This window comes from Clostridium collagenovorans DSM 3089 (assembly GCF_900130005.1).
Taxonomy (GTDB): Bacteria; Bacillota; Clostridia; order Clostridiales; family Clostridiaceae; genus Clostridium_D; species Clostridium_D collagenovorans.
In genome coordinates this window covers 331,726-348,576 of sequence record NZ_FQXP01000004.1, presented here as the reverse complement: position 1 = coordinate 348,576, position 16,851 = coordinate 331,726, and the positions used below count along the sequence as shown (strand labels likewise).

At 28.0% G+C, this 16,851-nt stretch carries 15 protein-coding genes; 3 read left to right on the top strand and 12 right to left on the bottom strand.

All coding sequences use genetic code 11. The annotated features are described in order from the left end of the window. Window positions 1-36: 36 nt before the first annotated feature. A complete protein-coding gene (locus tag BUA48_RS06020; RefSeq protein ID WP_072831099.1) occupies window positions 37-1,869 on the bottom strand; it encodes an ABC transporter ATP-binding protein in 1,833 nt (610 codons plus the stop codon). A gap of 14 nt (window positions 1,870-1,883) precedes the next feature. Then, window positions 1,884-3,602 (bottom strand): ABC transporter ATP-binding protein, encoded by a 1,719-nt coding sequence (locus BUA48_RS06015; protein WP_072831097.1) that lies wholly within the window; start codon window positions 3,600-3,602, stop codon window positions 1,884-1,886. A 105-nt stretch (window positions 3,603-3,707) separates the two neighbouring features. Between BUA48_RS06015 and BUA48_RS06010 the strand changes: the two genes are divergently transcribed. Further along, window positions 3,708-4,517, top strand: a complete 810-nt coding sequence (locus tag BUA48_RS06010; protein WP_072831095.1) for a MerR family transcriptional regulator — start codon at window positions 3,708-3,710, stop codon at window positions 4,515-4,517. Between the two features lie 173 nt (window positions 4,518-4,690). Here BUA48_RS06010 and BUA48_RS06005 read toward each other — a convergent pair whose 3' ends face one another. The 10 genes from BUA48_RS06005 to BUA48_RS05960 form a co-directional block, all read right to left on the bottom strand. Beyond that, the gene (locus tag BUA48_RS06005) at window positions 4,691-5,209 is read right to left on the bottom strand and encodes a nucleoside/nucleotide kinase family protein (RefSeq protein ID WP_072831092.1); all 519 of its coding nucleotides are present in this window, start codon (window positions 5,207-5,209) and stop codon (window positions 4,691-4,693) included. Window positions 5,210-5,342: 133 nt separating this feature from the next. Beyond that, on the bottom strand, window positions 5,343-6,020 hold the full coding sequence (locus BUA48_RS06000; protein ID WP_072831090.1) for an SGNH/GDSL hydrolase family protein: 678 nt from the start codon (window positions 6,018-6,020) through the stop codon (window positions 5,343-5,345). 241 nt (window positions 6,021-6,261) lie between these two features. Next, a complete protein-coding gene (locus tag BUA48_RS05995; protein WP_072831089.1) occupies window positions 6,262-6,921 on the bottom strand; it encodes a phage head-tail adapter protein in 660 nt (219 codons plus the stop codon). 118 nt (window positions 6,922-7,039) lie between these two features. Then, complete coding sequence (locus BUA48_RS05990) at window positions 7,040-7,387, bottom strand: TIGR04076 family protein (protein ID WP_072831087.1); 348 nt, start codon at window positions 7,385-7,387, stop codon at window positions 7,040-7,042. 147 nt (window positions 7,388-7,534) lie between these two features. Beyond that, window positions 7,535-8,077: a nucleoside/nucleotide kinase family protein gene (locus BUA48_RS05985; RefSeq protein WP_072831085.1), complete on the bottom strand. Its 543-nt coding sequence runs from the start codon at window positions 8,075-8,077 to the stop codon at window positions 7,535-7,537. A 78-nt stretch (window positions 8,078-8,155) separates the two neighbouring features. After that, window positions 8,156-8,983 carry an alpha/beta hydrolase gene (locus tag BUA48_RS05980; protein WP_072831083.1) on the bottom strand — a complete coding sequence of 276 codons (828 nt, stop codon included), beginning with the start codon at window positions 8,981-8,983 and terminating at the stop codon, window positions 8,156-8,158. A 52-nt stretch (window positions 8,984-9,035) separates the two neighbouring features. After that, the gene (locus BUA48_RS05975) at window positions 9,036-9,581 is read right to left on the bottom strand and encodes a GNAT family N-acetyltransferase (RefSeq protein WP_072831081.1); all 546 of its coding nucleotides are present in this window, start codon (window positions 9,579-9,581) and stop codon (window positions 9,036-9,038) included. A 595-nt stretch (window positions 9,582-10,176) separates the two neighbouring features. Then, a complete protein-coding gene (gad, locus tag BUA48_RS05970) occupies window positions 10,177-11,583 on the bottom strand; it encodes a glutamate decarboxylase (protein ID WP_072831079.1) in 1,407 nt (468 codons plus the stop codon). Between the two features lie 84 nt (window positions 11,584-11,667). Next, window positions 11,668-13,089, bottom strand: coding sequence for a glutamate/gamma-aminobutyrate antiporter (gene gadC, locus BUA48_RS05965; protein WP_341465242.1), 1,422 nt, complete (start codon window positions 13,087-13,089; stop codon window positions 11,668-11,670). A 753-nt stretch (window positions 13,090-13,842) separates the two neighbouring features. Continuing rightward, window positions 13,843-15,555 (bottom strand): M3 family oligoendopeptidase, encoded by a 1,713-nt coding sequence (locus BUA48_RS05960; RefSeq protein WP_072831075.1) that lies wholly within the window; start codon window positions 15,553-15,555, stop codon window positions 13,843-13,845. A 495-nt stretch (window positions 15,556-16,050) separates the two neighbouring features. On the opposite strand from BUA48_RS05960, the gene BUA48_RS05955 reads away from it, so the two are divergent. Both BUA48_RS05955 and BUA48_RS05950 read left to right on the top strand, forming a co-directional pair. Next, a complete protein-coding gene (locus BUA48_RS05955) occupies window positions 16,051-16,410 on the top strand; it encodes a hypothetical protein (protein WP_072831073.1) in 360 nt (119 codons plus the stop codon). A gap of 21 nt (window positions 16,411-16,431) precedes the next feature. Next, window positions 16,432-16,779, top strand: a complete 348-nt coding sequence (locus BUA48_RS05950; protein WP_072831071.1) for a phenylpyruvate tautomerase MIF-related protein — start codon at window positions 16,432-16,434, stop codon at window positions 16,777-16,779. The last annotated feature ends 72 nt before the right edge of the window (window positions 16,780-16,851 follow it).

Below are 16,851 nucleotides of genomic sequence, written 5' to 3'. Positions count from 1 at the left end.
ACCTTATAGGTTTCCTTTTTAAACTTTTATTATATTTTAATTTGCTACTTCAAACTGACTATAATACAACGAAGCATAAAAACCATTTTGCTTCAATAAATTTTTATGATTTCCTCTTTCTACTATATCACCATCTTTTACAACTAAAATCATGTCTGCATTTTGAATAGTAGACAATCTATGAGCTATAACAAAACTCGTTTTATCTTTCATAAGTCTTGATAGAGCTTTTTGAATTTCCACTTCTGTTCTAGTATCTACACTTGAAGTTGCTTCATCTAATATCATTATGCTTGGATTAGTTAACATAGCTCTTGCTATAGTTAATAGCTGCATTTGTCCTTGAGAAACGTTAGCTATTTCACTAGATATAACAGTATCATATCCATGTTCTAAAGTACGAATAAAGTGATCACAACAAGCTGCTTTTGCTGCTGCAACAATATCTTCACGTGTTGCATTCATATTACCATAAGCAATATTTTCTGCTACCGTACCTTTAAAAAGCCACGTATCTTGGAGTACCATTCCAATTTGTCTTCTAAGCTCATTACGTGGAATATGAGTTATGTTAGTACCATCTATTGAAATAGATCCTCCATTTAACTCATAAAAACGCATAATTAAATTAATTAATGTGGTTTTTCCGCCCCCCGTCGGTCCTACAATGGCTACCATTTCATTTGGCTTTACCTCAAGATTCAAGTTACTAATTAAAGTTTTTTCACTTGTATATCCAAACTTAACATTTTTAAAGTTAACTTTTCCTTCAGTTATAGGTGTTTTACCTAAGGAATACTCACTATCCTTAACTTCCTCTTCTTCATCTAATAACTCAAATACTCTTTCAGCTCCAGCAATAGCCGATTGTAGAGACATAATAACATAGGATGCTTGAGTAACTGGTTCTGAAACTTGATTTACATATTGTAAAAATGCTTGAATTCCACCCAATGTAATATAGCCATTTAGTGTCATAATTCCCCCTATAATAGCTGTAGATATAAAGCCTAACTGACTTAAAAACCTTATAGTTGGATATATTGCAAAGTCAACAAATTGAGCTTTTCTATTTACTTCAAATTGTTTTTTATTAAGCTCTACCATTTCACTCACAACATCTTTTTGCTTATTAAAGACTTTAATAATAGCATTCCCTGAATATACTTCCTCTACTTTACCAGTTAACTCACCCATAACAGCGAAATTCTCTGCATAATATCTTTGACTTAACTTTGATACATAATTAGTTGCAAATGCACTAATTCCTATAAATATAAATATTAATAAAGATAGCTTTATATTTAAAAGAAGCATTGCAATAACTGTAAGTGCTATTGTAAAAGTAGATGAGATAAATTGCATAAATCCAACCTGCATAACTTGTGATACTTTTTCAAGATCTGTAGTTATTCTACTCATTACATCCCCTGTTTTATGAGAATCAAAATATTTAAGTGGTAATTTGTTTATCTTATTGCTTATTTCTTTCCGTAATGAATATGTTAAATTTTCACCTATACTAGCTATAATGTATTGTTGTATATAGGATAATAAACTACTTATAATTGTAACAGCTACTAACAATACTATTGGAATTGTTAGTACTTCTATAATCATTGATATTGCACTTACACTTCCATCTAAACTTTGAATTCCTTTAAGTAAATTATCTATTGCACTACCAATTATTAATGGCATAACTGCATAAGCTACACTTCCAAGTAATGCAGATACACCTACAACTATTAGCTTATTTTTTTGATCCTTTAATCTTATCATTAACCTTTTAATAGTCTTCTTTGTGTTTTTAGGTATATCTTCACCAAGGTCCTTTATATCTATATCTTTATCTTTATCTTTTTTCATAAAATCACACCTACCTATATATTCATCTGACTTTTAGCAATTGCCTGATATACAGAACATTTTTCTATTAATTCTTCATGTTTTCCAAATCCAACTAATTCTCCTTCATCTAATACAAGAATTTTATCTGCATCCATAATAGTACTTACTCTTTGTGCTATTATTAGCTTAACTGCTTTTGTCATATTTTCTTTAAGAGATTTTCGCAGAGCTAAATCTGTCTTTAAATCAAGTGCAGAAAAGCTATCATCAAAAATATATATTTCAGCTTCTCTTACAAGCGCTCTAGCAATAGCTAAACGTTGCTTTTGACCTCCTGAAAAATTAGATCCCCCTTGAGATACTGAAGATTCTAGACCCGATGACAGTTTATTTACAAAAGCTTCTGATTGAGAAATATTAAGAGCCTTTTTAATTTCATTAATTGTTGCTTTTTCATTACCCATTCTTAAATTACTTTCAATTGTTCCACTAAATAGTAAAGCCTTTTGAGGAACATATCCCACTTTATTTCTTAAATCCTTTTGAGTAAAATTCTTTATATTAACTCCTTTTATAGAGATTTTTCCATTACTAATATCATGTAACCTTAAAATAAGATTAGCAATAGTGCTTTTACCTGATCCAGTACTTCCTATAATAGCAATAGTTTCACCTTCATTACATGAAAAAGATAAATCTTTAATAACTGGTTCTTCAGCACCATGATAATAAAATGATACATTTTCAAAACTTAAAGCTGGAGCTTCTTTATTTATAACCTCATCTTTAGTAACTGAATCTTGAATCTCTGGAGTAATTTCTAAAACCTCTTCAATACGATTAAAACATGAAACCATTTTAGGCAGTGTAACACTTGTTGATGTAGCAAGTATTAAATAACTAAGAGTAATAATTGCATATTCAATAACCGCTGTTATTTGCCCTATCTCCATTGTTCCTTGCATAGAAAACAAACCACCAAACCAAAGCATAACTACCATAGATAATCCAATAATCAACCATATAATTGGATTAAGTATGGCAAATAATTTATTTAACTTAATCATATCTATAGAGTATTCCTTATATGAATCACCTGCTCTATTTTCTTCATACCTTTCATTTCCGAAAGCACGAATAACTCTAATTCCTGTAATATTTTCTCTTATTACTTGATTAATATGATCTAATTTCTTTTGAACTCTTGTAGAAATAAAGATTGATTTTTTTACTATTATCCAAGCTAAAATTATAAATATTATAATTGATACAATCAGCACCACTGCTAATGTCTTACTTATATTTGATGTCATAATTATTGATGAAACTATTAAAAATGGTGCTGGAATTATAAGTTGTAATGCTAACCCAAAGGTTTGTTGTAAGTTAGAAATATCTGAAGTTGTACGCGTAATCATAGATGAAATACCTATCGTATCAAAATTGTGAATAGATAATTCCTGACTTTTACGAAAAATCTTATCTCTCATTTCATAACCTAAACCTGCTGCTAAATCTGCAGAATAATAACTTCCTAAAGTTGCCACAGAAGTTGTAATAAGTATAACTACTAACATTACCCCTCCGATTTTAAGAATTTCAGTTATGTCTCCTTTTAAAATACCATTATCTACAATGTTAGCGATTAAAAATGGTATTAGTAGTGTTCCTATTGCTTGTCCTAAAAGTAGACTTAGTGTTAATACTACTTTCCCTTTCTTCTCTTTTAGGAATTGCTTTAAATACTTCATATGTTGCCTCCATTACCTAAATAAGTTTGTAGAATTTCCTTTTAAGGTGTATTATAAACCTTAAAGTAACTTTAATGTCAATAGGATATATATTGGGAGGCAATTATGAAAGATAAATCTCATATGCCAATTAGCGAATTTTCTCGTATAACTGGTATTAAATCTGAAAATCTAAGATATTATGATCAAATTAAATTGCTTTCACCAGAGTTTAGAGGTGAAAATGGGTATCGCTACTATACTAGAAGTCAACTTAATACTGCATACTTAATAATTTCTCTTAGAGAAATTGGTATTGGTATTGATGAAATAAGAAAATATATTGAAAATCGTACTCCTGAAAAAATGTTTTCATTATTTAAGGATCAAGAAACTCATATATTAGAGGAAATAAAAAAACTTCAAATTACTTTAGAAATTATGAGACTTTATACCAATATGGCTGATACTGCACTTAAATATGAAGAAGAAGGTATATTTATAGAATATAAAAAGAAAGAACCTATTTTATTAGGTCCAATTCTTACAGATCCATATACTGATGATTCTTTTATTTCTTTTTATGACTTTGCCTATAATAATGGTTTTGAATTAGGATACCCCTTAGGTAGTATTGTAAGTAAAGATAATCTTGCATCTAATCAACCTTTAGTAGCCTCAAGGTATTTTTTCAAACTTGAAAACAGTGAAAATTCTTATAAGCCTAAAGGAAAATATGCAGTAATTTATGGAAGATGTGCTTATGGTAAGTCTGATGATTTGTATAAAAAATTGCTTTCTTTTATAAAGGAAAATAATCTTGAAATATGTAGTGATGCTTATGAGGAGTATCCTCTAAATGAACTTTCTATTGTAGATGAAAATAAGTATTGCGTGAGAATAGAGATTATGGTGAAGCCTTCTTATATAGAATAGTAATTTTATTGATAGATTCTTGTGCAATGGATTAGCCTCATTTGACATACTTATTAGATTCCAATCTTCATATTTTAAATTATCTTATTATGGAGAAAATGAAATATATCATTTTCTCCATAATGTGTAAGAGCTACAATCGCCGAAGCTTCCATATGCACTTGTTCCTTTACCTAATAACTACTAAGTCTCCATTTTATATCATAAATTTTATTTATTAGAATGTATTCACAGCCATGCTTTTTACATTCTTTAAAGGTTTTATTATTGTCTCTTATCATCAATTCCTTTGAATAATCATAATCCATACGTTTTTCAATAGTATTTCTATGTTTTATAATTTCCTTATAGTTATTCTTAATATAATTCTCGCTAAATACAAGGCAAACATGTTCTATAGATTCTAAATATTCCTCTGAAAAGTCATTTTTAAAATCATATGGAATATAGCAACCTTCCACAATTAAATTCTGATTATTCTCTATGGCTGTTTTAATCATTTCACGAACTATAGGCCATAAATATTCTGTTAGCTTATCATCATCCTCAGGTGTAAGCGTAGTTTGTCCACTACGTATAAGCCCCATTTTAAGATGGTCTATTGAAAGGTATGGATACTTATATTTTTCTAGTAGCTTTTGAGCTAATACAGTTTTTCCCGTATGTGAACTTCCTGATATTAAAAAAATCATGTTTTATCTTTAGTGAGAGAGTGTATTGTAAGTAACAAACTCGCACTAAATCCTCCTTTCTTATTATTCACTTTTTGGTGTCTAATAAGTTATTTTCTATTTCTTACTCTATTCCATAACTTAAAATTTCCTCCTATATTTCCAAGGTTTCTATTAAATTCTGAAACATCAATTTCTGTACATAATCTGATGGATGCAACCCATCATTCATACAGTTATCACCATAATTTATATCATCAATTACCATTTGATTTTTTTTAAGATGCTCAAGTACATATTTATAGTTATCTACTAGTAAAATATTTTTATTCTTTGCAATACTACGTAAAATTTCAACAACTTCATCGGTATGATAAAGCCTATTTGGGTAGTACTCATTACTATGAACTGATGGTGTTGGAGTTAATAAAATCACCATTTTCCCTTTGCTAATCAATTTATCAACAATACCTTCGCAATTACTCTTTAACTCTTCCATACCATTTATAAGTTTACGATCATTTAACCCCATTAAAACAAATACTAAATTGTCATCAATTGATATTAGTTCATCTATATGCTTATCTATCTGATAAGTATATGCTCCTCCACATCCTTTATTCTCAATAGTACATGCATAATAATTCTCTTTCAAGTATTCTTCCAATAACCCCCACCAACTGTTAGGTGCTATTCTTTTCAAGAATTTCTTTCTATCCTCCTCCATTATAACTTCTTCAGTTTTAAAGCTCATTGAACTCCCCGCACCAGCAGCTACACTATCACCTATGATCTTAATTTTAACTCCCTTTGCCAATATATCTTTATACATAATTTATACTTAGTGAGAAAGTCTATCCTAGATAGCAAACTCACTAATCCCTCCTTTATTTTTTACTATCATACCTGTGTCCTTAAATACATTTTTTCTATTGTTTTATAATTCCCGATGTTTATCAACCATAAATATCTGCATATAAATTCCCTATTTTGTAATTCAATTATTGTTTTACACATATTTAATCTTTTATTTCTATTCTTAAGTTCTTTTATATAAACTAAATAGGACTTGGCTAATTTGTATGTATTTTATTCTTAATACGAATGCTAGCTTCAATATGCATAATCCAATGTCTTGAAAATGCCATATGAATTAATCCTTGAACATTTTTATTACACCAATAATCAATTAGCCATATTGAATTCTTATCTTCACTTACTACTCTCAATGATCTAAGTATTTCTTTGTCTTGTTCCGTCATTTTAATTTTAATATTCTGATAATTTAACTGATATAATAATTTTCTTGTTGACTTATCTACATCTATAATATATTTATATAGTTCATCTAAATTCAGTTTAGCAGAAAAAGCTGCTATCTCTTGCTTTACTAATTCATTGCCTGTTGTTATAATCGATGAATTCATTCTATTTTGGTAATTATACTCAAAAAATATCTGCATGTCTTTTCTAATCAAAGAATTAGCTACAATATCTTCAATTCTAAATACATGATACAAAGAATATGAAATAGTCTTACTATGATAACCATCTGCATTTATAAAAGGTATCTCATAAAACTCCTCTATGCTTAAGATTTCTTTTAATTCAAAAATTTGTTTCATCAATTTTTCTCTTAAAGTTATCAATGTATCAATTCCACTTCTAAAAGTTTCTTTTTTCTTTATTTGAAGCTGCATTTTTTTATTTAATTCTGACCATTCCTTATTCATAATTCCTCCATAAATTAGAGTTTAAACTAATACTCTGAAGTTTAAGTAAAGTTCTAAATATATGTGTGAGTCCGCAAGTTCAACTTACCTTTTAAACTTAACACAATAACCATGAAACCTAATCAAAAAACTTTCCCTTATAAAAATTCTCATTATCAAGCTTCTTTGCTGTAAGTCTAAACATGACGCAACCATCTGGACATACAATATCTTTGCTATATTTATCATTACCACCAATATTCTCTAAATCTCCACCGCTTCTGACCGCCTCCATGATTGGAAACATAATCATCATAACCTTGGAACATATCCCCTGTCCATGGGAATTTACAGGACAGCCATAGGTGCACGTATACTTATCTCCAACTTCCTCACCATTTCGGCAATATCTCTCTGTATGGTCACTGCGAAGAAACCCTGTTACTTCAATTTCAAATTTGTACTCCTCATCATACCATTTTTTCATAATTAACCTCCAAATTCATATTTTAGCTTCAATATAAAGTAAATTTATTCATGAACTCAAATATACAAATTAAATTTATCTACTTAAAAATATAAAAATTGCAAATAGATAGTTTATTATTTAAATTTCTACTATAGTTTAACTTTATTAATTTAAGGTTTTTATTTTTTTTACTATTTCAGTTATAAGGTTATCGATACTTAAGTTACCATCAATAATAAAATCTGAATTAGGCTTTATTGTATTTAACATCTCTAAATAAGCAATTCTTCCTTTAGAAATATAATAAGTTAAATCTTCTTTTAATACCTCAATTGATTCATTTTCCCTATCTCTTAAAATTCGTCTTGCCATTGCAATATCCAAAGGAGTCTCTATAAAAATTGTATAATCAAGATATGATGCAACTTTATCATTTTTATATGCAAAGGGATAATCAAGTAATACATACTCAAGATTTGGTTGACTTAATAGCTCTTTAATATCATTTACTAAGATTTCTGTGTTCCATTCATTATAATTACAACCTCTTTGTACCCATTCAAAAAAGTCATCAGGACATTCATCAAAATCATACTCATCAAAGTAAAGTGACTTTGAAAAATTAAGCTCATTATTTAAAGCCTGTACAATTGTGGTTTTACCTCCACCTGATACTGCTGCAATTGCTATTACTAATGGTTTATTCATATAAACCTCCCCTATTACTTTTTTTGTTAAGATCTCCTTGATTGCATAATGAATTATCTACATTCTATTTTTTCTTATTTACTTAACAAATGCTCTAATAATATTAGTAACCTCTTCATTATTCTCAAAATATAGCATATGTTTTCCTTCTATAACTTTTATCTTTTTATTAGGAAACTCAAAATTTTTATAATGATTTGTTCCAATAGCATAATCTTCATTTCCCGTTATAATAAGTACAGGTTTAAATATCTGCTTTGTAAGGTTAAAATAACTTTTAAAGTACTCTATATTACTAAAAGCTTGATTAGCCATAACGGTATTAAATTTTTCTATCTTATTACTGACCTCGTTTACAGTTAAAAAACTTTCATAATTAGTATACTGCAGTTTATAAAACAAGTTTTTTTCAATAAGTTTATTAATTATATTCTGCCAACTTTCTAAGACAGTTTTACCTTTACCATATTGTAAATTTTCTTCTGCTAAAAGCTTAGCTCCATATTCTAATTGATTTATAAGAGAATCCTCCATAAAAAGTGTTGAGTTTAGTAAAACAAGTTTATGTACAAAATTTTGGTATTTGTATACATAGTTTACTGCTATAATACCACCAAAGGAGTGTGCTAGTACTATCCACTTTGATATTCCTAATTTTTTTCTTATTTCTTCAATATCTTCAATCATTCTATTTATAGAATAATCATCATTGACATTTCCTTCTGACCTAGCACACCCTCGTTGATCAAAATATATAACCTGCATAAAATTCTCTAAAGAATTTCCACCTAAAGTTTCAAAGTCAAGACTTCCCTCTCCTGGTCCTCCATGAATAAATAAACATGGAATACCTTCACCAGATATTTTTACATATAAATTAACTTTATCACTCATTTCCATATACATTTAAACATGTCCCCTCTTTTAAATTACTCTACAATGTAACCACAAGTTCAAATTAATTTTTATTGTCTATCATCTTGCTATTAATATACTCCTCTTTAGTAATAGCATATACTAAATGTCTCATGTTTTTGCCCTGATATACTTTTATAAAGTTACTTTCTATTTTCATTCCAATTCTTTCTGCAACTTTGCAAGATGATATATTTTCTGGACGAATAGTTGCTATTATTTTATCTTTTTTAAGTACATTAAAAGCATACTCTATCATTGCCTCCGCACCCTCTGTAGCAAGTCCCTTATACCAAAATTCTTTTTTTAATATATATCCAATACCCGTGATATGTTCTCCATTTACAATTTCATCTAAAATTCCAATCTGTCCAACAACTTTCCCTGTTAATTTATCAGTAGCAAGAAAATAATCATATCCAAACAACTCATACAATGCACATCTTTTCTCAATCCATGCATTTACATCTTCCTCTGTAAAGTCATGCTCCCAAGCGTACATCACCTCCGGATCTTTAAGTATTTCACAAAGTGAATCAAAATCTTCTTTTCCAATATATTTGAATTTAAGTCTTTTACTAGATATCATAATGCTATAACCTCTACCTTATTTATAACTTCATTACATCATTTGCATTAATACAATCATTAATTTTATATTTTTAGTATATTATACCATTGAATTCTTTATATTTCTCTTTTATTTACACAAATATGCTTAAATTAACTAAAGCATTTATACCCTCAAAACATTAGGAATAAAAGCGTTAATATTTCCTTAAGTTTTTCTTTCAGTTAAAGTATAAAATTCATTTACAATAAATATATTTAAATTGTAAAAATCTATGCTGTATGTGGTTCTAATCATTGTCATATTGCTCAATATTGGATAAATAAGTTGAATAAAAGAAACATTATTGCATATCAAGCATTTACTAGGGGGAACACTTTATTGTAGTATGGAAGGTACTAGCGTTAAACTTAGTGGAAAAGCTGCACTATATTAAATATCAGATATTTATGTTAGTCTATAAAGTTAAAATGTGAAAACTTAAAGCTTTTTTAGTTTACTAATATACTAAAAGTCCACTTAACTCTAATGTATGCTTTCTATATAATAATAAAGCTAAGTTCAAAATAGTATGAACCTAGCCTTATATCTTTCTTATATAAAATTTAAATGATTAATGTGTAAATCCATAAACCTTTTTTTCATTGTCTTTTTTATGAGTTAATATTCTTGCATTATTTAAATCATTAATAGCAGTTTTAAAATCACGAATAAATAATTCTACCATATCATGACTTAAATCAGCTCTACAAACTACACGTTGAATTATTGTATTTTGTAAATCCTCTGGTAATGGATAAGCTGGCACTTGCCATCCTTTCATTAATAATCTATCCGCTAAATCATATAATGTCCATTGTACACTGTCTTCATCTTTTAATTTATAACATACTATTGGAAGATTTTCTCCATTATTATATATTTCAAATAGCCCTAATTTTTCAATTTCATCTGATAAATACATTGCTACATCTTTAGTTTTCGCATGAATTTTTCTATAACCATCAAGTCCAAATCTTAAGAAGTTATAATATTGACCTATTACTTGGCTCGCTGATCTTGAGAAGTTTATAGCCATTGTTGGCATATTACCACCTAAATAGCTTACTTCAAATATCAATTCCTTTGGAAGACACTCTTCATCTCTCCAAAGTATCCAACCTATACCAGGGTAAACTAAACCATATTTGTGTCCTGATGTATTTATTGACACTACATTTTTTAATCTAAAATCCCACTCTAATTCTGGATTTATAAAAGGTGTAAACATTCCACCTGATGCTGCATCTACATGTATATATACTTTATGTTCTGTTGTACTATTATATTTTTCTACAACATCATTTAATGCTTTAATATCATCAAATTTTCCTGTATATGTTATTCCTAATATTCCTACAATACCTATAGTATATTCATCTACATAATCTAAGACTTTATCTACATCTATGCTCATATGTTCATTATCCATAGGAACAGTTCTCATTTCTATATCCCAATATACACAGAATTTTTCCCAGCATACTTGGAATCCTGAAGAAATAACTAAATTAGGTTTTCTATTATTCACATCTAATCCTAATTTTTTAGCTCTATTTCTCCATCTGAACTTCATAGCCATTCCACCAAGCATACAGGCTTCAGATGAACCTACTGTTGATGTTCCTAAGAATTTGCCCTCTTTTGGAGCATTCCATAAATCTGCAATGATGTTGACGCATCTATTTTCCATCTCTGTAGTTTGAGGATATTCTGATTTATCTATAGCATTTTTTTCTAAGGTTTCTGACATAAGCTTAACAGCTTCGTCCTCCATGTAAGTTTGACAGAAAGTTGCAAGATTAAGTCTTGCATTTCCCTCATCCATAAGCTCGTCCTTTATCATTCTGTAAGCTAAATTTGGAGCAATAGAATCCATCCCTAATTTACATTTTGGAATCTCTGAGTTAGATTCGATTGATCCAAAAATTGGTGTTGAGTTACTTTCCCTATTGGTTTCATTTGTTTTACTAAATAGCATTTTAAAAGCCTCCTAAAATTTATCATTAATATTTATATTTTCGAAAAAATTTATATTACTATAAATGAAAAGCATTGGCTTTTTTTATGACTTAATACTTCCTTTTTTCTTCGCAATAAAATATATAGCAAATGGTATAATAATTGTTACTACAAAAGCAACACTTAATATCATTAAATAACTAGGTATACTTTTACCTGTTATCTCTGCAGGTGGTACAAATGAAATTACTAATGCAAAAATTGATGTTAATAATCCTGCTATTGCAACAATAGTTTTAACTACTGTTCCTCCCGGAATTTCATATGAACGTTTTAATGATTTTTTCTTAAATATTAATACAAAATAACTAATAAAGAATAATAAATATCCTACTAGATAAATTACAACTGTTAAAGACATTGCTGTTAAGAAGGATACATTGCTTCCTCCACCACTGAAAGTTAAAACTGCTGCCCAAATTGTAACTATTATGCCTTGTACAAATATTAAATTAATCGGAACATCATGTTTATTTGTTTTAGTTAATGCTTTAGGTAATATTCCTTTTTTAGCTGCAGAATACATTCCCTTTGAAGGTCCAACTATCCATGCACTTACTTCTCCCAAAACACCAAGTGCTAATAATAAAGCAATTCCTTTTACAAGTAATTTTCCTTTTGGGTAAAAATGAAGTATTAATGCTTGGAAAGTTTGTACAACACCAGCACTTAAACTAATTTGATCTTCTGGTATAACTGCTGCTACTGTTAATCCACCAATTGTATTTAATGTTATAGCTAAAACTACTAAAATAATCATAGCTAAGGGATAGTTACGTTTTGAATTATCTAATTCATTTACATGTGATGCAGAAGATTCTACACCCATATATGCTAATATAAATGATACAAAGACTACCAAAGTATTTGCCTTAGAAAAATCGGGCATCAAATACTCTGCTCCTATTTTTACATTTACAGGGTTTCCTTGTATTAAATAAGCAATAGCTAGTGCAAATAATATGATTGCAGGAATTACAATACCAAATACAAATCCTGTTTTTGCAATTTTAGCTGTATGTTTTGTTCCTCCTAATTGAGTTAATGTTAAAATCCAAAATATTGCTAATACCCCTATGAATTTAACTTCCGGTACTGAATTCAATGCTGGAAAATCAAATATGTAAGATACGCAACCTAAAATAAAATAAATCATTGTAACAAATCCAACTGTTATTTGGAACCATTGAAAAAATATAGCTGCGAATCCGAATTTTTCTCCTAAAGTATTACCTACCCATGAGAATATTCCACCTTCTTGCCATCCATCTACAGTGGCCATTTCTGCTGCACATAAAGCAACTGGTAAAAACCACAAGAAACCACCAAGTAATAAGAAAAATACTAAATGTAGTCCTGATGTTGCAAATGTAGGATATGCATAAATTGTCATAACCATTGATGCAGTCATTGCGAAAAAGGCAAATAAACTAAGTTTACCTTTACTACTTGCTTTTTCATCAATCATTTTAATCATCTCCTAAAATGTATTAAGTTTTTATGTTTAAAAAGGATTTACCTTTTCATGAAAATTATTATACTCTTCTCAATCATTATTACAAATCCAAGATTAACGGTGTAAAAGTTTACCTTCTTGTTTTTTTCAACATTTTTTTGTTTTTTGTTCACAAATACTAATATTCCACTAAAAAACACCTAAAATTCGACATTAATTTCGCATATTTACCCTTAACTCTCTCTTAATTCTTTACAATACTTTAAAATTTCCAAAGCATTTTCTGAATAATATTCCTTTTTTTTGAAATAATGCATGAATTATAACGATTTAAATCTTTCCAAAACTTCAGAATTGTGCAAAAATAAATTTATGTATTATTAATGAAATGATACCTAATTTTAAATCATAAGAAACTAAATAAGTTACATAGTAAGAAGATTAACTACAGCTATTGAATAAATATCTAATATAAAAATCTAAAATATTTTTTAAAAAAGAACCATAAATACTTTCACTCTCTGAAAATAATTATGGTTCTTTCTTTATATATTAATTGCTTTTCGATTTTCTTTATAACTTGTCTCTTTTTTAAATATATCAACTTTTTCTATATCTAACCTTTTTTCCTGTACTGTTATACTTTTTTCAACTCCATGCTTTAAGACATTTAAAATATTTATAATATTAGACTTCTCAATTCCATATTCGATCCTATATTATTAATTTTAATAATAATATGCTTTACAACTAAATTTCTAGCTATACTTTAATTCTAAAGGCCTTTTCTAAAATTTTATAATCACAAATCCATTTATTAATTGCTTTCGTTATATCAATAAATGTATCCTCTTCAAAAGGTGAAGAAATACCCGTGCCTTTTATTAAATTTAAAAAAGATAAACTGCCTCCTTTTTTACAAACTTCTGAGTAAACTTTCCATGCCCTTTTGTTGTCTTCTTCACATATTGACCATAGCTGCAAAGCACATATTTGTGCTAATGCATAATCTATATAATAAAATGGCAATGTAAATATATGTGACTGTTGTTGCCAGAAGTTACCTTGTAGTAAATATTTATTACCATCATAATTTAAATTCGGCATGTATTTTTTCTCTAATTGTATCCACTTTAATTTTCGTTCTTTTATTGTTAGTTTTTGTTTACTATAAATATATTCTTGAAATTCATCAACGCAAGCTCTGTAGGGAATCCATTTGATTACTTCTTCTAAATGATTAAATTTATACACTTCTGCTTCATCTATAACTTCATTAATATATGGCCATATTAAAAACTCCATAGCTATCGAGCTAAATTCAGCAGCTTCTTTTGTAGGTAAAATATATTCTGGAACTTCATTTTTCTCATTAAATACATACATCTGAAAAGCATGTCCAAATTCATGTGCTATAGTTTTGAAGTCTTTTTTTATTCCTGTTAAACTGGCAATTATATAGGGATATTTAAAATCACATAAATAAGTAGTCATTGAAATCTTTGCTTTTCCTTCTTTAGCTTCTAAATCCATTAAATTATTTTGTATTATAACTTCAAATAATTCTTTAGTCTCTAAAGATATTGATTCACAAACTATTTTAAACCTTTCTTTAATCCACTCTGTATTTTTTATATCCTTTTGCTCATATTTTATACTATCTATTTCATCATCATAATATTTCAAAGAATCTATTTGTAATCTTTCCTGCATACTTGTTTTCAGATCATTACAGATAGGTACTATATACTTTATTGTTAAATTTCGGAAGTTTTCTATATCTTTATATGTGTATCCACTTCGATTCAATCTTGCATATGCAAGCTCTACAAATGACTTATAACCGAGCTTTTTAGCAATTCTTGATCTTACCTCTATTAAAGAATCTAAAATCTTATCTAATTCTAGAGAGATTGCTTCTAATAGTTCATATTTCTTCTCATTTGCTTCTTTTCTAATAACTCTATCCTCAGATGAACAAAAATATTTAAGTTGAGCTAAAGTTTTCAACTCTCCTTTATATTTAATTTTTGCCAATCCTATAGTTTTCGTATAATCTCTTTGTAATTTATTTTCTAGTTCTAAATCCTCCAATACATCTTCTCTTATAGTGTTAATACTTGATTTTGCAATATTCATTAACTGCTCCCCATAAGTATCAATTATATCCTTATTGAATTTAGAGTTGATTAGTTCCTTGTAAAAATTTCCACCAACTAAGTCATATATGGGCCATTTTTTGTTTATGTATTTTGATTCTTCATTATACACATCACTTTTAAGATTTATAAGACCCCTTATTTCTCCAACCATAGCCATAGTAAGGACTTTATTTCTTAACGAATTTATTTGATCAATTATTTCCTTTTGCTCATGAAAAGTTTTAGAATTTTTAAACTCTCCCAATAATTTAGATACTTTCTTTTCAAAGCCATCTATATCAGGTCTTTTATAACTTATATCTTCAAACCTCATTTTATCCTCCCTTAAAGCTATCTCTAACCTATTACCAAATTTTATTATATTTAAATATAATATTTAGAACTTCTTAAATCCAAATAACCTCTAACTTCATAAGGTATTTACCAAGAATTACCTTGAAACTATTACTCAAATTCATTAACTACTATATTTAGATATATAACTTAGTATTCTATCTCCCTAGTATACTTTACCCTCTTTACAATTCAATCCAATATTTCCTTATTATCTTATTTAATTATACACGAATACTAGTAAGTTCAAAACAATATTTCTAAATAGCCATGAATATATTTTTTAATATCTTAAAAATGCCTTACTGTATATTTATATCGTGCCAAAGTTTAACACAGTTATTAACTTCATCAAAACCTTTATATAAATTCTGCTTATTGTCATTGTAATTTGTGTATTATTTGGTTTATACTTACTATGTATAATTACGTTTATAGTTTTTATATTAACTCTTATACGGAAGTAGGTGCTCTGTTGAAAAAATGCAATAAAAATCTTACTATTTTATCAGTAATCTGCATTCTGATGTTATTTAGTTGGTTTTCTTATATAAAACTTTATACTACTCAAGTATCATTTAATAATGATCCAACTGTTGCTATTGTAAAAACTCAAAATGTTCAATGGTTACGTAATAATTATGAAATTAAGGATAAAAGCCTTAAAGATAATTGGTATAGCGATTATGGGTTTAAGCTTTTACACGCTGATGAAATGGGCTCTATGTTACAAAGAATTCATTCTTTAATTATAATTCTATGGTGGATAACTTTGATACCTATATTATTTATGCTATTATCAATTATATATAAAATAAGCAAATTAATATTTTAAATATAAAGGAGATTTATACCTATGCCTTACATTAATATAAACATTACTAATAAGTTAAATGAAGAAGAAAAGAATACTTTAAAATCAAAATTAGGAGAATTAATTACAATTATTCCTGGTAAAACTGAAGCTAGATTAATGATAGGAATCAATGATGACTACTCTTTATATCATGCAGGAGATAAAAAGGAAAAGGCTGCTTATATAATTGTTCAGCTATTCAAAAGTTGCGACTTTGAATACAAAGCTAAATTTACTGAAAAAGTCTTTGACTTTCTTGAAGAAGAATTTAATATTCCTAAAGCCAATGTATATTTAAGTATCAATGAACACCAGTGTTGGGGCTCTAATGGTACTTTAAATAAGTAATTTCTTAAAATGCTTTCTTCATAAAAAAGAATGAACTATAGAATTAAGAGTAGTTATATTAGCACAGTGTAT

Coding starts and splice junctions, on each gene's coding strand:
- BUA48_RS05975 (WP_072831081.1), bottom strand. CDS start 9,581: ATGATATCTAGTAAAAGACTTAAATTCAAATATATTGGAAAAGAAGAT.
- BUA48_RS05990 (WP_072831087.1), bottom strand. CDS start 7,387: ATGAAAAAATGGTATGATGAGGAGTACAAATTTGAAATTGAAGTAACA.
- BUA48_RS06020 (WP_072831099.1), bottom strand. CDS start 1,869: ATGAAAAAAGATAAAGATAAAGATATAGATATAAAGGACCTTGGTGAA.
- BUA48_RS06005 (WP_072831092.1), bottom strand. CDS start 5,209: ATGATTTTTTTAATATCAGGAAGTTCACATACGGGAAAAACTGTATTA.
- BUA48_RS05960 (WP_072831075.1), bottom strand. CDS start 15,555: ATGAGGTTTGAAGATATAAGTTATAAAAGACCTGATATAGATGGCTTT.
- gad (WP_072831079.1), bottom strand. CDS start 11,583: ATGCTATTTAGTAAAACAAATGAAACCAATAGGGAAAGTAACTCAACA.
- BUA48_RS05985 (WP_072831085.1), bottom strand. CDS start 8,077: ATGAATAAACCATTAGTAATAGCAATTGCAGCAGTATCAGGTGGAGGT.
- BUA48_RS05980 (WP_072831083.1), bottom strand. CDS start 8,983: ATGTATATGGAAATGAGTGATAAAGTTAATTTATATGTAAAAATATCT.
- BUA48_RS06000 (WP_072831090.1), bottom strand. CDS start 6,020: ATGTATAAAGATATATTGGCAAAGGGAGTTAAAATTAAGATCATAGGT.
- BUA48_RS05950 (WP_072831071.1), top strand. CDS start 16,432: ATGCCTTACATTAATATAAACATTACTAATAAGTTAAATGAAGAAGAA.
- BUA48_RS06015 (WP_072831097.1), bottom strand. CDS start 3,602: ATGAAGTATTTAAAGCAATTCCTAAAAGAGAAGAAAGGGAAAGTAGTA.
- BUA48_RS05995 (WP_072831089.1), bottom strand. CDS start 6,921: ATGAATAAGGAATGGTCAGAATTAAATAAAAAAATGCAGCTTCAAATA.
- BUA48_RS06010 (WP_072831095.1), top strand. CDS start 3,708: ATGAAAGATAAATCTCATATGCCAATTAGCGAATTTTCTCGTATAACT.